This is a genomic window from Saccharothrix sp. DSM 118769, from assembly GCF_052936295.1.
Genome location: NZ_CP193627.1, coordinates 1,707,255 through 1,723,287 on the forward strand (window position 1 = coordinate 1,707,255; position 16,033 = coordinate 1,723,287).

10 protein-coding genes and 3 rRNA genes are annotated in these 16,033 nt (G+C 67.5%); 8 read left to right on the plus strand and 5 right to left on the minus strand.

Translation table 11 applies throughout. The annotated features are described in order from the left end of the window. The first annotated feature begins 67 nt into the window (after positions 1–67). The 7 genes from dxs (at position 68) to rrf (ending at position 10,603) form a co-directional block, all read left to right on the plus strand. On the plus strand, positions 68–1,966 hold the full coding sequence (dxs, locus tag ACRAKJ_RS08240; protein ID WP_438923266.1) for a 1-deoxy-D-xylulose-5-phosphate synthase: 1,899 nt from the start codon (positions 68–70) through the stop codon (positions 1,964–1,966). A gap of 430 nt (positions 1,967–2,396) precedes the next feature. Further along, the gene (locus tag ACRAKJ_RS08245; RefSeq protein ID WP_438923267.1) at positions 2,397–2,840 is read left to right on the plus strand and encodes a helix-turn-helix domain-containing protein; all 444 of its coding nucleotides are present in this window, start codon (positions 2,397–2,399) and stop codon (positions 2,838–2,840) included. Between the two features lie 245 nt (positions 2,841–3,085). Further along, the gene (locus ACRAKJ_RS08250; RefSeq protein ID WP_438923268.1) at positions 3,086–3,772 is read left to right on the plus strand and encodes a response regulator; all 687 of its coding nucleotides are present in this window, start codon (positions 3,086–3,088) and stop codon (positions 3,770–3,772) included. Beyond that, positions 3,769–4,923, plus strand: coding sequence for an ATP-binding protein (locus tag ACRAKJ_RS08255; RefSeq protein ID WP_438923269.1), 1,155 nt, complete (start codon positions 3,769–3,771; stop codon positions 4,921–4,923). The genes ACRAKJ_RS08250 and ACRAKJ_RS08255 overlap by 4 nt, the downstream gene beginning before the upstream one ends. A gap of 518 nt (positions 4,924–5,441) precedes the next feature. Then, positions 5,442–6,958, plus strand: a 16S ribosomal RNA gene (locus ACRAKJ_RS08260). A 345-nt stretch (positions 6,959–7,303) separates the two neighbouring features. Further along, positions 7,304–10,387 (plus strand): 23S ribosomal RNA (locus ACRAKJ_RS08265). Between the two features lie 99 nt (positions 10,388–10,486). Continuing rightward, positions 10,487–10,603 (plus strand): 5S ribosomal RNA (gene rrf / locus ACRAKJ_RS08270). Together the 16S, 23S and 5S rRNA genes form the textbook arrangement of a ribosomal RNA operon. A 69-nt stretch (positions 10,604–10,672) precedes the next feature. Here the strand turns inward: rrf and ACRAKJ_RS08275 are convergent. Beyond that, on the minus strand, positions 10,673–11,617 hold the full coding sequence (locus ACRAKJ_RS08275; protein WP_438921260.1) for an FAD-dependent oxidoreductase: 945 nt from the start codon (positions 11,615–11,617) through the stop codon (positions 10,673–10,675). Between the two features lie 154 nt (positions 11,618–11,771). Between ACRAKJ_RS08275 and ACRAKJ_RS08280 the strand changes: the two genes are divergently transcribed. Further along, positions 11,772–11,912 (plus strand): hypothetical protein, encoded by a 141-nt coding sequence (locus tag ACRAKJ_RS08280; RefSeq protein WP_438921261.1) that lies wholly within the window; start codon positions 11,772–11,774, stop codon positions 11,910–11,912. A 1-nt stretch (position 11,913) separates the two neighbouring features. Here the strand turns inward: ACRAKJ_RS08280 and ACRAKJ_RS08285 are convergent, their stop codons facing one another. The 4 genes from ACRAKJ_RS08285 to ACRAKJ_RS08300 all read right to left on the minus strand — a co-directional run bounded on the left by ACRAKJ_RS08285 (position 11,914) and on the right by ACRAKJ_RS08300 (position 15,921). Then, on the minus strand, positions 11,914–12,258 hold the full coding sequence (locus ACRAKJ_RS08285) for a MazG-like family protein (protein ID WP_438921262.1): 345 nt from the start codon (positions 12,256–12,258) through the stop codon (positions 11,914–11,916). Positions 12,259–12,367: 109 nt separating this feature from the next. Beyond that, positions 12,368–13,339 carry a helix-turn-helix domain-containing protein gene (locus tag ACRAKJ_RS08290; protein WP_438921263.1) on the minus strand — a complete coding sequence of 324 codons (972 nt, stop codon included), beginning with the start codon at positions 13,337–13,339 and terminating at the stop codon, positions 12,368–12,370. A gap of 7 nt (positions 13,340–13,346) precedes the next feature. After that, positions 13,347–13,982, minus strand: a complete 636-nt coding sequence (locus ACRAKJ_RS08295; protein ID WP_438921264.1) for a hypothetical protein — start codon at positions 13,980–13,982, stop codon at positions 13,347–13,349. Between the two features lie 52 nt (positions 13,983–14,034). Continuing rightward, a complete protein-coding gene (locus ACRAKJ_RS08300) occupies positions 14,035–15,921 on the minus strand; it encodes a DNA/RNA helicase domain-containing protein (protein ID WP_438921265.1) in 1,887 nt (628 codons plus the stop codon). Between the last annotated feature and the right edge of the window lie 112 nt (positions 15,922–16,033).

The window sequence follows — 16,033 nt, forward strand, 5'->3', positions numbered from 1 at the left end:
GTCTCAGCCAGTGGTCCGTAGACTGACCAGACGAAAAGGGTCGAACCACTAGGGCGAGGTGGCACGAGTGACGCTGCTGGAATCCGTGCACGGACCGGCGGACCTGAAGCGCCTGGATCACGACGAGCTGGTGCGGCTCGCCGACGAGATCCGGCGCTTCCTGGTCGAGAAGGTCTCCCGGACCGGCGGGCACCTCGGCCCCAACCTGGGGGTCGTCGAGCTGACCATGGCCGTGCACCGGGTCTTCGACTCGCCGCACGACCCGGTCGTGTTCGACACCGGTCACCAGAGCTACGTGCACAAGATCCTCACCGGCCGCGCCGACCGGTTCGACGCGCTGCGCCAGAAGGGCGGCCTGTCCGGCTACCCGTCGCGGTCGGAGAGCGAGCACGACGTCGAGGAGAACAGCCACGCCTCGACCGCCCTGTCCTACGCAGACGGCCTGGCCAAGGCGTTCCAGATCACCGGGCAGCGGCGGCACGTCGTCGCGGTCGTCGGCGACGGCGCCCTGACCGGCGGCATGTGCTGGGAGGCGCTGAACAACATCGCCGCCGGCGCGGACCGGCCCGTCGTGATCGTCGTCAACGACAACGGCCGCTCCTATTCGCCCACCATCGGCGGCCTCGCCGACCACCTGTCGTCGCTGCGCCTCCAGCCCGGCTACGAGCGCGCCCTGGAACGCGGCAAGACCGCCATCCAGTCCGCCCCCATCTTCGGCCAGGCCCTCTACGCCGCCCTGCACGCCGCCAAGCGCGGTATCAAGGACGCGATCAGCCCGCAGGCCCTGTTCGAGGACCTCGGCCTCAAGTACATCGGCCCCGTCGACGGGCACGACCACGCCGCGCTGGAGTCCGCGCTGCGCCGCGCCAAGTCCTTCGGCGGACCGGTCATCGTGCACACCGTCACCCGCAAGGGCAACGGCTTCGCGCCCGCCGAGAACCACGAGGCCGACCAGATGCACGCCACCGGCGTCATCGACCCCATCACCGGCGAGAACGTCGGCCCGTCCAAGCGCACGTGGACCCACGTGTTCGCCGACGAACTCGCCACCCTCGGCGGGGAGCGGCCCGACCTGGTCGCCATCACCGCGGCCATGCGCGGCCCGACGGGCCTGGACAAGTTCGCGGGCCTCCACCCCGACCGGTGCTTCGACGTCGGCATCGCCGAGCAGCACGCCATGACCTCCGCCGCCGGCCTCGCCATGGGCGGCCTGCACCCGGTCGTCGCGATCTACGCGACGTTCCTCAACCGGGCGTTCGACCAGCTCCTCATGGACGTCGCCATGCACAAGCAGGGCGTCACCGTCGTGCTCGACCGCGCCGGCGTCACCGGCCCCGACGGCGCCTCCCACCACGGCATGTGGGACCTGTCGATCTGCGGCCTGATCCCCGGCATCCACGTCGCCGCGCCCCGCGACGCCGCCTCGCTGCGCGAGGAGCTGCGGGAGGCCGTGCGGATCGCCGACGCGCCGTCCGTCATCCGCTACCCGAAGGCGTCCGTCGGCCCCGACCTGCCCGCCGTCGAGCGCGTCGGCACCGTCGACGTCCTGCACCGCTCCGGCGAGGACGTGCTGCTGGTCACCGTCGGCGCGTTCGGCGAACTCGGCCTGGCCGCCGCGCAGCGGCTCGCCGACCAGGGCATCGGCGTCACCGTCGTCGACCCGCGCTGGGTGTTCCCCGTGCCGACCGACCTCGTCGGGATGGCCGCGCGGCACCGCCTCGTGGTGACCGTCGAGGACGGCGGCCGGCACGGCGGCTTCGGCTGGGCGCTGGCCGCCGCGCTGCGCGACGCCGACGTGGACGTGCCGCTGCGCGACCTGGCCATCCCCCAGGAGTTCCAGGAGCACGGCGAGCGCGGCGAGGTGCTCGCCGACCTCGGCCTCACCGCGCAGGACGTCGCCCGCCGGATCACCGAGTGGGTCGTCGCCGCCGAGCCCGCCGAGGTGGGCGCGACCGTCGAGAAGTAGCCCGACCACCTTCCCGCCGCCGCTACCGGCGGCACCGGTGAGCGCCGCCCGCACGGGAGACGCGCACCCCGCCTCCGCCGCGACCCCGGTCGACCACCGGGGCGCCGGGTCCCGGGAGCCCCGCGCTCCCGCCCGCCGCCCCGCGACCGGGGTCGCTGCGCGCGACGGGAAGGGAACGCGAGGCGCACGGTCGTGCCGCGGCGGCGCGCCGCCGTGCTCGGACCCGGTCGGCCGGTCACGCCCCCGTCCGACGTGGCGCCACCCCGCCACACCCGTCAACACCGAAACCACCGACACGAGCACACGCGCAATCCCGTTCATCGAAATCCCCTCCTCGGAATCCAGTTGTACCCCGATCAGGTTGTTCACGGTGTATTCCTCGACCGCGAACGACAACGCCTGAACACTGGACGACAAAGGAGGTGTGGAGATGCCACGCGAAGAACGCCCGCTCGACGCGGGTGACGACGAATTGCTGCGGTTCGCCGCCGACCTCAGGCGCCTGCGCGCCGAGGCCGGCGGCCCGCCCTACCGGGAACTCGGCAGGCGGGTCCACTTCTCGGCCGCCGCCCTGTGCGACGCCGCCGGTGGCCGCAGGCTGCCCAGCCTGGCCGTGACCACGGCCTACGTGCGGGCCTGCGGCGGCCCGGTCGCCGAGTGGGAACGCCGCTGGCACGACCTGGTCGCCACCCGGCGCGACCCACCGCCCGCCACCGCGCCGCCGGTGGCGCAGCCCGAGGTGCCCACCCAACGCCGCCCACCAGGTGTGCGCACCTGGTGCACCACGTTCGTCGGCACCCTCCTGGTGCGCGCCGGAACGGCAATGGTGAATTCCGCCCACAGCGAATCGGAGGACCCGCCCGCGCATTCCTGAGCGCCCATTCGCCACAGTTGTCCACAGGCGCACCCCGTGCGGCCGCGAATTGTCGGTCCCCTGTGGTTGGCTGTGCGCGAGGGGATCCCCGAGCGGGGGCACCCCTGCGTCAGCGCGTCGTCCACGGACCGGCCGGTGATCGACAACCTGCCGAGGACCGACAGCCGATCGGCTGTCCACCGCCTGGCGGTCCGCCGCCGGCTCGCGCTAAGCAGCTTCTCAGGCAGTTGTGGCACCGTTGAGGGGTGCGAATCCTGGTTGTCGAGGACGAGGTGCCGCTGGCCGACGCGATCGCCCGGGGCCTGCGGCGAGAGGGCATGGCGGTCGACGTCGCCTACGACGGCGAGACCGGCCACGAGAAGTCGACCGTCACCCGGTACGACGTGGTCGTGCTCGACCGCGACCTGCCCGGCATGTCCGGCGACGAGCTGTGCAAGGAGATCCTCAGCTCCGGCGCCCTCACCAGGGTCATGATGCTCACCGCCAGCGCCGGCGTGGACGACCGCGTCGCCGGCCTGTCCCTCGGCGCCGACGACTACCTCGCCAAGCCCTTCGCGTTCCCCGAGCTCGTCGCCCGCGTCCGCGCGCTGGCCCGCCGCGCCACCCCCGCCACGCCGCCGCTGCTCACCGCGCAGGACGTCGAACTCGACCCCGCCCGCCGCACCGTGCGCCGCGCCGGCCACCCCGTCGAGCTGACCCGCAAGGAGTTCGGCGTCCTGGAGGTCCTGCTCGCCGCCAAGGGCTCCGTCGTCTCCAGCGAGGAACTCCTCGAACGCGTGTGGGACGAGAACGCCGACCCGTTCACCACGACCGTCCGGGTCACCGTCATGACGCTGCGCAAGAAGCTCGGCGAACCCGGCATCATCGACACCGTGGTCGGCTCCGGCTACCGCGTGCCCACGGCGGGCACCCCCGAAGAAGGCCCGCGCTGAACTCCGAACTGGCCCGCCGGCGCGGACCAGGACTGCGGACGCGGATCACGTTGCTCGCGACCGGCCTGGTCGCGTTCGTCAGCGGCCTGCTCCTGCTGCTCGGCTGGCTCCTCGTCGGACGCGTCATCGCCTCCTCACCGCGCTTCGCCGACGGCAGCACCGTGTTCGTCGACGGGCGCGAGGTCGACGCCGGCGTGCTCATGGACGTCCTCGGCCGGCAGGCCCGCGACGACGTGCTGAGTTCCGGCTCCATCGCGTTCCTCTGCGTCGTCGCCGCGGCGGCCCTGCTCGCCTGGACCATCACCGGCCGAGTCCTGCAACCCGTGCACGACGTCACCGACGCCGCCCGGCGGCTGTCCGCCGAGTCGCTGGGGGAGAGGCTCCGGCTCGCCGGGCCGCGTGACGAGGTCGCCGAACTGGCCGACACGTTCGACGAGATGCTCGACCGCCTCCAGGCCGCGTTCGAGTCGCAGCGCCGGTTCGTCGCCAACGCCTCCCACGAACTGCGCACCCCCCTCTCGGTCATCCGCACCGAGCTGGACGTGACGCTCGCCGACCCGGACGCCGACACCGACGAGCTGCGCCGCATGGCGGGCGTCGTGCGCGCCGCCACCGAACGCGCCGAGCAGTTGGTCAGCGCGCTGCTCCTGCTCGCCCGCACCGACGGCCTCGGCCTCGCGGTGCGGGAACCCGTCGACCTGAACGCCGTCGTCGAGTCCGCGTGGAAGGCCGTGCGTACGGAGGCGGAGGACCGGCAGGTGCGCGCCTCGTTCCTGTCCGCGCCCGCCCCGGCAGTCGGCGACCCGGCGCTGCTGGAACGGATCGCCGGGAACCTGCTGGAGAACGCCGTCCGCCACAACGTGCCCGGCGGGTGGATCGAGGTGCGCACCGAGGGCGGACCCGACTGGACCCTGCTGCGCGTGTCCTCCTCGGGGCAGCTCATCGCCCCGAACCGGGTGGAGGAGCTGTTCGAGCCGTTCCGCCGGGGAGGCACCGACCGGACCGCCCGCACCGGGACCGGCCTGGGGCTGTCCATCGTCCGGGCCGCCGTCGCAGCTCACGAGGGTCGCGTGCACGCCTCGGCTGTGCCCGGGGGAGGGCTGTCGGTGGCCGTCCAGCTGCCTTCCGCGCCGCACGGGAAACTGGTGTGAGTGGCTCCGGTCACAGGTGGCCGGGTTTGAGGACCTGGGCACGGGGTACTACCTGCGAAGACAGGGCTCCGCACCCCCGATTTGTCTCCGCGTTGGGCGGGGTGTAACTTTCTCTCTGCCAGCGCGGAACGGGCCGGGACAGACCGGAACGGAGCGCGGCGAAACCCCCGGAGCAAGAACAAGCGGCACAGTGTGCCGCCTCGGGCGCGGGGGAGTAGGATAAAAACTGAATGCGAAGCGGGTTGTGACGCGGAGCGAAGAAGCCGAAACGGCCGATTTGACACCGCGAAAACGAACGAGCTAAGCTTCAGACACAAGCGAAACACCGGAAACACAAAGCCCCGGAATGAACCGCGGTAAGACGCGGGACACGATGGTGAGCGCGTGTTCTTTGAGAACTCAACAGCGTGCCGAATAGCCAGTAAATTTATGATCCTCGTCAAGAGGATTCCTTTGAGATTGTTACTGGACAACTGACATTACTTGTCAGTGTTGTTCGGAGCGATCGAACTCATTCCTTATTGGAGAGTTTGATCCTGGCTCAGGACGAACGCTGGCGGCGTGCTTAACACATGCAAGTCGAGCGGTAAGGCCCTTCGGGGTACACGAGCGGCGAACGGGTGAGTAACACGTGGGTAACCTGCCCTGTACTCCGGGATAAGCCTGGGAAACTAGGTCTAATACCGGATACGACCTGCCACTGCATGGTGGTGGGTGGAAAGTTCCGGCGGTATGGGATGGACCCGCGGCCTATCAGCTTGTTGGTGGGGTAATGGCCTACCAAGGCGACGACGGGTAGCCGGCCTGAGAGGGTGACCGGCCACACTGGGACTGAGACACGGCCCAGACTCCTACGGGAGGCAGCAGTGGGGAATATTGCACAATGGGCGAAAGCCTGATGCAGCGACGCCGCGTGAGGGATGACGGCCTTCGGGTTGTAAACCTCTTTCAGCGGGGACGAAGGGCAACTGACGGTACCCGCAGAAGAAGCACCGGCTAACTACGTGCCAGCAGCCGCGGTAATACGTAGGGTGCGAGCGTTGTCCGGAATTATTGGGCGTAAAGAGCTCGTAGGCGGTTTGTTGCGTCGGCTGTGAAAACTTCACGCTTAACGTGGAGCCTGCAGTCGATACGGGCAGACTTGAGTTCGGCAGGGGAGACTGGAATTCCTGGTGTAGCGGTGAAATGCGCAGATATCAGGAGGAACACCGGTGGCGAAGGCGGGTCTCTGGGCCGATACTGACGCTGAGGAGCGAAAGCGTGGGGAGCGAACAGGATTAGATACCCTGGTAGTCCACGCCGTAAACGGTGGGTGCTAGGTGTGGGGGACTTCCACGTCCTCCGTGCCGCAGCTAACGCATTAAGCACCCCGCCTGGGGAGTACGGCCGCAAGGCTAAAACTCAAAGGAATTGACGGGGGCCCGCACAAGCGGCGGAGCATGTGGATTAATTCGATGCAACGCGAAGAACCTTACCTGGGCTTGACATGCACTGGAAACCAGTAGAGATATTGGCCCCCTTGTGGCCGGTGTACAGGTGGTGCATGGCTGTCGTCAGCTCGTGTCGTGAGATGTTGGGTTAAGTCCCGCAACGAGCGCAACCCTCGTTCCATGTTGCCAGCGCGTTATGGCGGGGACTCATGGGAGACTGCCGGGGTCAACTCGGAGGAAGGTGGGGATGACGTCAAGTCATCATGCCCCTTATGTCCAGGGCTTCACACATGCTACAATGGCCGGTACAGAGGGCTGCGAAGCCGTGAGGTGGAGCGAATCCCACAAAGCCGGTCTCAGTTCGGATCGGGGTCTGCAACTCGACCCCGTGAAGTCGGAGTCGCTAGTAATCGCAGATCAGCAACGCTGCGGTGAATACGTTCCCGGGCCTTGTACACACCGCCCGTCACGTCACGAAAGTCGGTAACACCCGAAGCCCGTGGCCCAACCCGCAAGGGGGGGAGCGGTCGAAGGTGGGACTGGCGATTGGGACGAAGTCGTAACAAGGTAGCCGTACCGGAAGGTGCGGCTGGATCACCTCCTTTCTAAGGAGCATCTGCACTGCGGTCTTCGGACCATGGTGGAGGCCACGCCGACGGCGAATGATCGTCGGGTGGAGCTCATATATGTGGATGCTGGCTAATGCAGAATCACTGATTGCCTGCGAAGTTAGTACTGTCCGTCAGGGCGTGGAAGGGTTCGCAGGGGGTTTGAGACTTCTGTTCGGTACGCTGTTGGGTCCTGAGAGAACACGCGAGTGTTTTCCTCAGCGAGAAACGACAGGGCTCCGCCCGTCTCCGAACCGCCAGGGTGAACTTGGCAGGCGTTGACAGTGTGGCGGGGTGTCTGGTTGTTCTTTGAGAACTGCACAGTGGATGCGAGCATCTTTGTGGCAAGTTATTAAGGGCATACGGTGGATGCCTTGGCACCAGGAGCCGATGAAGGACGTAGGAGACTGCGAAAAGCCTTGGGGAGCTGTCAACCGAGCTGAGATCCAAGGGTGTCCGAATGGGGAAACCCGGCCCCAGTCATGTGGGGTCACCCATACCTGAACACATAGGGTATGTGGAGGGAACGCGGGGAAGTGAAACATCTCAGTACCCGCAGGAAGAGAAAACAACCGTGATTCCGTGAGTAGTGGCGAGCGAAAGCGGACTAGGCTAAACCGTACTCGTGTGATACCCGGCAGGGGTTGCGTGTGCGGGGTCGTGGGACCTGTTCGTCAGTTCTGCCGGACTGACAAGAAGTCATAAAACGGTGTCGTTAGCGGAACGTGTCTGGAAAGCGCGGCCGTAGAGGGTGAAAGTCCCGTACGCGAAAACTCACCGTCTTCTTACAGTGTTCCCAAGTAGCAGCGTACTCGTGAAATTCGCTGTGAATCTGGCGGGACCACCCGCTAAGCCTAAATACTACCTGGTGACCGATAGCGGACTAGTACCGTGAGGGAAAGGTGAAAAGTACCCCGGGAGGGGAGTGAAATAGTACCTGAAACCGTGTGCCTACAATCCGTCGGAGCCTTTAGGGGTGACGGCGTGCCTTTTGAAGAATGAGCCTGCGAGTTAGTGCTGCGTGGCGAGGTTAACCCGTGTGGGGTAGCCGTAGCGAAAGCGAGTCCGAATAGGGCGTTCATAGTCGCGTGGTCTAGACCCGAAGCGGAGTGATCTAGCCATGGCCAGGGTGAAGCGTGGGTAAGACCGCGTGGAGGCCCGAACCCACCAGGGTTGAAAACCTGGGGGATGAGCTGTGGTTAGGGGTGAAAGGCCAATCAAACTCCGTGATAGCTGGTTCTCCCCGAAATGCATTTAGGTGCAGCGTCGTGTGTTTCGTGCCGGAGGTAGAGCACTGGATGGTCTAGGGGGCCCACAAGCTTACCGAAATCAACCAAACTCCGAATGCCGGTACGTGAGAGCGCGGCAGTGAGACTGCGGGGGATAAGCTTCGTAGTCGAGAGGGAAACAGCCCAGAACGCCGGCTAAGGCCCCTAAGTGTGTGCTAAGTGGGAAAGGATGTGGGGTCGCCCAGACAACCAGGAGGTTGGCTTAGAAGCAGCCACCCTTTAAAGAGTGCGTAATAGCTCACTGGTCAAGTGGTCCTGCGCCGACAATGTAGCGGGGCTCAAGCACACCGCCGAAGCCGTGTCATTCAGAACTAGTGTCTGGATGGGTAGGGGAGCGTCGTTCAGCCATTGAAGCGCCGGAGTGATCCAGGTGTGGAGGCTGGACGAGTGAGAATGCAGGCATGAGTAGCGAAAGCAGAGTGAGAAACTCTGCCGCCGGATGACCAAGGGTTCCTGGGCCAGGCTAATCCGCCCAGGGTAAGTCGGGACCTAAGGCGAGGCCGACAGGCGTAGTCGATGGACAACGGGTTGATATTCCCGTACCCGTGTGAACGCGCCCATGGCGAGGCTTGTGATACTAACCGCCCGAAGCCCGGGTCTGATTCTTCGGATGAGGACCCGACGTGGAGCGCGGGACCTGAACTTGTAGTAGTCAAGCGATGGGGTGACGCAGGAGGGTAGCTCCGCCAGTGAGTGGTAGTACTGGTGTAAGCGTGTAGGCCGTCTGGTAGGCAAATCCGCCAGGCATATAGGCTGAGACGTGATGCATAGCCGATTGAGGCGAAGTAGAGTGATCCCATGCTGCCGAGAAAAGCCTCTAGTGAGTGTTCATGCGGCCCGTACCCCAAACCGACACAGGTGGTCAGGTAGAGAATACCGAGGCGATCGGGCGAACTGTGGTTAAGGAACTCGGCAAAATGCCCCCGTAACTTCGGGAGAAGGGGGGCCGAGGGATTTGAAGCCCCTTGCGGGCTAGGATTTTTCGGCCGCAGAGACCAGCGAGAAGCGACTGTTTACTAAAAACACAGGTCCGTGCGAAGTCGCAAGACGATGTATACGGACTGACGCCTGCCCGGTGCTGGAACGTTAAGGGGACCGGTTAGCTCTTCGGGGCGAAGCTGAGAACTTAAGCGCCAGTAAACGGCGGTGGTAACTATAACCATCCTAAGGTAGCGAAATTCCTTGTCGGGTAAGTTCCGACCTGCACGAATGGCGTAACGACTTCTCGACTGTCTCAACCACAGGCCCGGCGAAATTGCACTACGAGTAAAGATGCTCGTTACGCGCGGCAGGACGGAAAGACCCCGGGACCTTTACTATAGCTTGGTATTGGTGTTCGGTTCGGCTTGTGTAGGATAGGTGGGAGACTGTGAAGCGCTGACGCCAGTCAGTGTGGAGTCATCGTTGAAATACCACTCTGGTCGTACTGGATGTCTAACCTCGGTCCGTGATCCGGATCAGGGACAGTGCCTGGTGGGTAGTTTAACTGGGGCGGTTGCCTCCCAAAGAGTAACGGAGGCGCTCAAAGGTTCCCTCAGCCTGGTTGGCAATCAGGTGTCGAGTGCAAGTGCACAAGGGGGCTTGACTGTGAGACCGACAGGTCGAGCAGGGACGAAAGTCGGAACTAGTGATCCGGCCATGGCTTGTGGAAGCGTGGTCGCTCAACGGATAAAAGGTACCCCGGGGATAACAGGCTGATCTTGCCCAAGAGTCCATATCGACGGCATGGTTTGGCACCTCGATGTCGGCTCGTCGCATCCTGGGGCTGGAGTAGGTCCCAAGGGTTGGGCTGTTCGCCCATTAAAGCGGTACGCGAGCTGGGTTTAGAACGTCGTGAGACAGTTCGGTCCCTATCCGCCGCGCGCGTAGGATACTTGCGGAAGGCTGTCCCTAGTACGAGAGGACCGGGACGGACGGACCTCTGGTGTGCCAGTTGTCCTGCCAAGGGCATTGCTGGTTGGCTACGTTCGGAAGGGATAACCGCTGAAAGCATCTAAGCGGGAAGCTCGTTCCTAGATGAGGTATCCCACCCTTCGTGGGTTAAGGCCCCCAAGAGACCATTGGGTTGATAGGCCGGAGATGGAAGGTCGGTAACGGCTGGAGTTGACCGGTACTAATAGGCCGAGGACTTGCTCACAAACATGCTACGCATCCACTGTGCGGTTCTGAAAGAACCGAACCGGACCATCATGCCCGATCTGGGTGTGGTGCCTACGGGTTGGTAATTTCATAGTGTTTCGGTGGTCATTGCGGTTGGGGAACACCCGGTCCCATTCCGAACCCGGTAGTTAAGCCTTCCAGCGCCGATGGTACTGCACTCGTGAGGGTGTGGGAGAGTAGGACGCCGCCGAACATTCTTTCCCCGAGGGGACGCTTCATGCGAAGCGTCCCCTCGGGGCTTTTTTGCGTTGTCGTGGCTGCTTTACCGCCCGAGCCGGGCCGCGAGGGCCTCGCCGAGCAGGGTGCCGGACAGCCAGGCGGTCTCGACCTTCGGTGAGCCCCACGCGTCACCGGCGATGCCGACCAGGTCGTCGTCGAGGTGGAACGGGGCCGTGCCGGGGGCGGCGGGACGGGCGAACGTCCACCGGTGCACGTGGACGTTCACGGCGGCTTCCGGCAGGGAGAGCAGTTCGCGGACGGCGACCTCGACCTCGTCGGCCGCGGCGGGCGCGTCGGCCACGTACTGCCCGGCGAACGCGTCGTCGGTGTGCGCGACGAGCACGGGCGCGTCGTCGCCCCGGCGGCTGCCGTCGTCGAACAGCGTGGTGAGGACGGGGTGGTCGTTGACGAACGCCCCGTGGAACGGCGCCCAGCTCCGCGTCGGGTACTCCAGGGTCGCGACGAGGGACGGCAGCCAGTCTTGTACCCCGGCGGCGGTCCGGGTGCCGGCCAGGCGCGGGTCGAGCAGGCGCAGCGCCTGCGGTCCGGGCAGGGCCAGGACGACGGCGTCGGCGGGTTCGCCGTCGACGCGGGGGCCGGGTTCGACCCACTCGACGGTGTGCCCGGTCGTGACGTCCAGTCCGGACGCCACGTCCTCCACGAGGGACCGCAGTCCGCCGGGTGCGGCCCAGCGCATCGGGCCGGTGGTGTGCGAGACGCCGTCGGCGGAGTGCACGGCGAGCGTGTCCGTCCACTCGCGGGCCAGGCCGGCCCCCTGCCAGCGCGTCACGACGGCGGCGAAGCGGGCGTCCGACACGGTGAAGTACCCGGCGCCGATGTCCGCCCGCCGACCGTCGTAGCGCTTGCTCGCCATCCGGCCCCCGACGACCGGTGAGCGTTCGAGGACGCGCGTGTCGATCCCGGCGTCGGTCAGCGCTCGGGCGCAGGCCACCCCGGCGATGCCCGCACCGACCACGAGGACACCCACGGCGATCACATCCTTGACGAATCGTCACGTTCCGGCGAACGAGAGGGCTGACCGGGGGATGCCCCTGGCGCGTGCGGGTGACGCTGGGTCGGGTGCTTGTGGTCCTCCCTACGGTAGCGGCATGAACGGCGGCTAGCGGGGTGGGGAGGCAGCGGTGCCGTGGCGGTCGCGCAGGGGCAGACGCAGGGGCAGGCACGCCCGTGCCCGCCCGCCCACCGACCCGACGTGGGCCGCGGCGCTGTTCGCCCTGATCCTGCTGCTGTCCCTGTTCCTGCTGCTGCTGACCTACCTGTAGGTCATTCGACGGGTTCCAACGAGCTCGTGGGGAAGCGCCGCTCGTTGCGCTCGATCTTGGCGAACGCGGCCTCGACGAGGTCCACGTCGAGCTTGTCGGCCAGCCGCACGAGGTAGTGGACGACGTCGGCCAGTTCGTCGCGGACGTTCCAGGCCAGCTCGGGGTCCTCCATGGCGCGGGCGGCCTCCTCGGGGGTGAGCCACTGGAACAGGTCGGTCAGCTCGCCGACCTCGCCGGACAACGCCATGACGAGGTTCTTCGGCGTGTGGTACTGGTCCCAGTCGCGGGCGGCGGCGAAGCGGCGCAGCGCGTCACGCAGGGCGTCGAGGTTGTTCACGTTGTTCATGCCGCAGGGCTACCACACGGGAGCGGACAGGCCGAACACGCGTCGCGGGCGTTGAACGGGGCCGCGCACCGTCGTTCGAGGACTGCGTGACAGGTGGCTGTTCGCGGTGTCAGCGGCGGGGGACGGCGGTGAGGTGGCGCCCGCCCGGGAGGGCGGTGAGGACGAGGCCGAACAGCAGGCCGTTCAGCTCCTCCACGTCGAGGTGGAGGTGTCGTGCGACGTGGTGCGGGGTGGTGCCGCGGGCGCGCAGGGCGCCGAAGACCTTGGCGAGCAGCTGGGACGTCTCGTGCCGCCCGGGGTGGTGGTCGCGGGCCAGGTTGGCGCAGACCGTCGTGTGCTGGGTGGGGGTGAGCAGGCCGAGGTCGTGCAGGCGGTGGGCGAGGACGAGGGGGGTGACGCGCCAGGTGGCGGCGTGGGCGCGGACCTGCTCGGTGACCGGGTTGCGGGGTACCGCGGCGAGGAGCGCTGTTCTCGGCAGGAGGAAGGCGCGCGCGAACGCTTGCGGGTCACCGCTGCCGGTGAGGCGGCCGAGTTCGCGGGCGGCGTCGTCGCGGGCGTTCGCCGGGTCGAGGAACGCGAACGGCGTGCCGGCGTGGCGGAAGGAGAACGAGCCCGCGCCGGCGCAGTCGGGCGGCAGGGAGAAGACCCGCACGCCGTGCGCCTCCAGCAGGTGGACCATGGTGGGGGCCGGTCGGTGCGGCATGCCCCAGCGGGCGCGGAGCATCGTGGCCGCGGTCTCCGGGTCGGGGCGCTCCCAGGTCGGCACGTCCGGTTCGGGGAGCGCGAACTCCGCGTCGAGCCAGTCGGCGAAGCCGAGCGCGAGGCGTGCGGCGGCGGTGGCCCTCGTGCGGTCGGTCCGGGGGCCGGTGAAAGCCGGTTCGACGTGCGGGACGTCGTCTCCGCCGAGGAACGAGGGCGGGAACCCGAGCGCGGCGGCGAGCTTCAGCGTCGTCGCGGGCCTCGGGACCCGGCGGCCCCGCTCGTAGTCGGCGACGCCCGCCACGCCCGCCTTGCGCGCCAGCTCCGCCGCGGTGAGGCCGCGCCGGGTGCGGGCGAGGACGAGGCGGGAGGGCGTGAGCATGATCGGGTCATTCTCGCACCCTCACCGGGACGTCGACGTCGTGCGCCGTGTGGTCGGCCCTGGGTGTCGGCAGGGAGCCGAACTCCAGCGGCGGCAACGTGATCCGGTGGGCCCAGCGGTCGACGACCTGCCCCTGCGGGGTGGGTTCGGGCTGGGACACCTCGCGCAGGACGGTCGTCCGCTCGTCCTCCTGCACGACGTAGGTGACGAGGAACCACAGCTTCCACTCGTGCGCGTGGAACGAGTCGAACAGCGACAGCTGGTCGTGGTCGTTGCCGCGCATCATGGCCGCGATGGCCGGGCCCTTGGCGTAGTCGCTGCGCAGCGGGGCGTTGGCGTTGCCGGTGTTGCGGTTGCCCTGGAGCGTGCCCAGCACGACCGGCTTGGACGGGTGCTGCACGAGCCCCGCGTTCCACTTGTCGACCTTCGTCCACCCCTCGGCCACCAGCACCTCGCGCAGCCTGCCGACCCGGTGGACCCAGTCGAGCAGGCCGGCCCCGTTGGTGGGCCCGAGGGGCGGCGCGCTCAGCCTCGCGTCGACCCCGGCCCAGATCGCCTCGTCCAGGTGGTCGACGCGCAACCCCAACTCGGCGAGCCGCGCGTGGTGGTCCGCGGTGAGCTCCGTGGCGTTCGACATCGTCATACGTGCAGGTTAATCCCGGGCACCGACAATCCCGGCGGCCGTCGAGGGCGGCTCAGCGCGCGAGCTCCTCCAGGTACTCCTGGGTCTCGGCGTCGGTCGAGTAGACGCATACGCCGCGCATCCCGCGGGTCAGCAGCACCTTGTAGGTGTTCCTGATCAGGTTGTGGAAGTGCGCGCCCTCGGCCTTTTTCACCGCGGGGTCGTGGGAGTGCCCGGGGTGGGCCTCCCACCGGTCGCCCCGGCGGACGAAGTCGGGACCGAAGATCACTCCGGCCCAGTCGTACTCGAAGCCCTGCGCCGTGTAGACGCAGCCGACCTGGCCGAAGCCGCGCTCGTCGCTGGCCCAGTAGTGGGACTCGGGCGCGTCGGGCACCCGTTTGCCCGGCTTCGCGTTCCAGGGGCGCTGCCAGTCGCCGACGCGGACGTCCGGCACGAGCACCTTCGTGCCGTCCCGGGTGGTGGGGTCGCTCCACTTCCAGCAGTACCCGGCGGCGAGCCGGGCCGTCCCGCCGAACCGCGCCCGCTGCGCCAGGACCCATTCCTCGACCTCCGCCGGGGTGGCGGCGGCCCGGACGACGAAGTCCTTGTCGGCGCGGGTCACCAGGTCCGACCACGCGGTGGCGGGGCGTCGGCCGATGTCGAGCAGACCGGCGACCCAGGCGTCGAAGAACTCCGACCCGCCGCACCGGTACTGACCCGCCAGGTGCACGACTTCGACCTCGCACCCCAGTGCTCTGGCCGCGGCCTCGATTTCGCGCGTCGAGCCCATCTCGCCGGGCCGCACCACCTGGTGCTCGTCCAACAGGAAGACGGGAACCCAGGCCGCGTCGATCAACTCGGTCACCTGCCGCCGCGCCCGCTGCCGCGCTTCGGCCTTGGTGTAGCGGTTGACGCTGGTCTCCCGGATGCGGTGTGCCTCGTCGCAGATCAACACGTCCAGGCCGCGGGCCTCGGCGTCCATGAAGCTGTTGAAGTACTTGAACATGCTCTGTACGCGCGGTGCGCGTTTACCCGCCAGCTTGCGCAGCGTGCTGGTGAACGCGCTGGAGCCGGTGGCGTGGTAGGCGCGCCGGCCCAGCCGGGCCAGTTCGCCGAGCAGACTCAGCGCGATGACGCTCTTGCCCGAGCCCGGTCCGCCGAGCACGATCACCACAGTCTGCGTGCGGCTGGTGCGGGCGCGTTCGACGGCCTGCATGACAGCGCTGTAGGCCACCTGCTGCTCGTCGAGCAGCACGAACTGCTCCCGGTCCTGGATTTCGCGTGCCGCCAGGTCGAGCAGCGGCTTGGACGGCGCGTGTCGTGCGTTCAGCAGGTCCTCGGCGGCCCGCCCGGCCGCTTCTCTCGTCGCGGGGTCGGGGTCGAGCAGCGCCTTCAGGCGGTCGGTCATCAGCGACCGGGTGTCCATCGTGTACAGGCGGCCGTAGTCGTCCATCTCGTACCGGGACAGGCGCCAGACACCCGACTCCAGCGCGTTGTGCAGGTAGGCGAGGCCGTGGACCGCGCCAGGCTGCTCGGCCAGGGACGGGGTGGAGTCGACGAGGTACTCGCAGTACCGGCGCACCTGCTCCACGGGGTGCAGCACCGGCTCCGGGTAGTGCGGGACCTGTACCAGGTCGTCGCCCACCGGTTCGGCGCTGGACCACTGCTTCAACTCCACCAGCACGTAGGACGGGGTGCCGCGTCGGGGGTGGGTGCCGCACAGGACGACGTCGACCCGCTTGGGGTTGTGGGGCAGCTTGTGCTCCAGCAGCACTTCGACGTGCCCGAGGCCCGCGTCGACGACGTCGGTGAGGAACGCGGGCAGGCTGTTCCGCCACGACCGGACCTCGGCCTTGCCCACGCCCGAATCGAACTGGATGCGGGCCTGTTCTTCGAGCACGGTGTGCAGTCGGTCGGCCATGTCGAGCAGGTCCTGAGCGCTGCGGCGCACGAGAGCCACCGGTTGATCCCCCACCTGGGCACGCGGAATACACGTGCGGGTGGGGGCAACGACGAGCGTGCGCTCGGTGCCCGGCGGGCCGCAGGGGAGAGGTTAGCGCGCCCCGGTACGG

Coding starts and splice junctions, on each gene's coding strand:
- ACRAKJ_RS08245 (WP_438923267.1), top strand. CDS start 2,397: ATGCCACGCGAAGAACGCCCGCTCGACGCGGGTGACGACGAATTGCTG.
- ACRAKJ_RS08285 (WP_438921262.1), bottom strand. CDS start 12,258: ATGAACAACGTGAACAACCTCGACGCCCTGCGTGACGCGCTGCGCCGC.
- ACRAKJ_RS08290 (WP_438921263.1), bottom strand. CDS start 13,339: ATGCTCACGCCCTCCCGCCTCGTCCTCGCCCGCACCCGGCGCGGCCTC.
- ACRAKJ_RS08295 (WP_438921264.1), bottom strand. CDS start 13,982: ATGACGATGTCGAACGCCACGGAGCTCACCGCGGACCACCACGCGCGG.